At 64.8% G+C, this 1,592-nt stretch carries 1 protein-coding gene and 1 pseudogene; both read left to right on the forward strand.

Going from position 1 to position 1,592, the window contains the following annotated elements; all coding sequences use genetic code 11:
* Positions 1-150 precede the first annotated feature (150 nt).
* Positions 151-738 (forward strand): annotated as a pseudogene (locus L630_RS0120625) (ATP-binding protein); the annotation flags it as partial.
* Between the two features lie 85 nt (positions 739-823).
* On the forward strand, positions 824-1,592 hold a 769-nt coding region (locus L630_RS0120630), incomplete at its 3' end, for an IS1595 family transposase (protein WP_024850054.1).

Raw genomic sequence — 1,592 nt, forward strand, 5'->3', positions numbered from 1 at the left:
AGAAGCTGAGGCAAACTTCTACGCCGCACTGGAACAACCGGCCATGGCCGCATAACTTAAACCAAACAGCCTCCGGAGTTTCCGGGGCGGTTCAGCATCGCTCAGCGGCTATGAAGTCCTGCTCGGGGCGGCCTATGCGGGAGAGGTCGCATGAAGAGCACCCATGCCATCGACGAAGCACGGCTCGGCATCATGCTCAACGACCTGCGGCTGCCAACGATCAAGACGCTCTGGCCGCAATTTGCCGAGCAGGCCGATCGGGAAGGATGGCCCGCCGCCCGCTTCCTCTCGGCCATCGCCGAGCATGAACTGGCCGAGCGGGCGCATCGCCGGATCGCACGCCACCTCGCCGAGGCGCACCTGCCGCCCGGAAAGACGCTCGACAGCTTCGCCTTCGACGCCGTGCCCATGGTCTCCAAGGCCCAGGTGATGGCGATCGCCGCCGGCGACAGCTGGCTTGCCAAGGGCGCCAACATCCTCATGTTCGGCCCGCCCGGCGGCGGAAAGAGCCATCTCGCCGCGGCCATCGGCCTCGCGCTGATCGAGAACGGCTGGCGCGTGCTGTTCACCCGCACCACCGACCTCGTTCAGAAGCTTCAGGTCGCGCGGCGTGAGCTCCAGCTCGAATCCGCCATCACAAAGCTCGACAAGTTCGATCTGCTCATCCTCGACGATCTGGCCTACGTCACCAAGGACCAGGCCGAGACCAGCCTGCTCTTCGAACTCATCTCCGCAAGATAAGGGCTTATCCCGCTCGCTCCGGTTTAACCATATCTAGTGGATTGGCTCGCGCCGCCTCACCTCGCCATGCTAGCGGTGTCGCATGGCCCACGAGCACGTCTTCCGCTGGAGGTATGACCGCCCGCCGTCGCTGGAGCAGTTCCAGACGATGTTCCCGGACGACTACTCCTGCGCGGCCTATCTGGCGCAGCGCCGCTGGCCGAATGGCTTCGTCTGCCCGCACTGCGGATCGCCGAAGGGATGGAAGCTGAGGGGCAAGCCCTGGGTCTGGGAGTGCGCTGGCGAGAAGGCGGACGAGGACGGGGTTGTGTCGCTGTGCCGGAAGCAGGTTTCCGTCATCGCAGGCACCTTCATGCAAGGCACTCACTTGCCGCTCCGGACGTGGTTCATGGCGGCCCATCTGGTGACGACTCACTCGAACGGCATTTCCGCCCTCCAGCTCCAGGGTAAGCTCGGGATCGGCTCCTACAAGACCGCCTGGCTGCTTCTCCACAAGCTGCGCCGGGCGATGGTCGATCCTTATCGGGAGCCGCTGGGCGGGGTTGACGAGGTCGTCCAGGTGGACGAGACCGAGATGCGATTTCGCCGGAAGGCCGACACCCTCGAGCGTCTCAAGGGCGAGCCCGACGCCGACAAGATCATGATCGCGGGGGCTGTCGAATGTCTCGATGACGGCCTCATGGGGCGCGTTAGGCTGAGCATCATCAAGAGCCGCGGCCGCGCCTCACTTCACCCGTTCGTGGAAGAGAACACGGCGCCGGGCACGCTGATCGTGACAGACGGCAACACCGCCTACCGCAACATGGCGGGTCGCGGACATCACGAGATCCCGATCCCCAAGCACATCCCGG

This window comes from Aminobacter sp. J41 (assembly GCF_000526635.1).
Taxonomy (GTDB): Bacteria; Pseudomonadota; Alphaproteobacteria; order Rhizobiales; family Rhizobiaceae; genus Aerobium.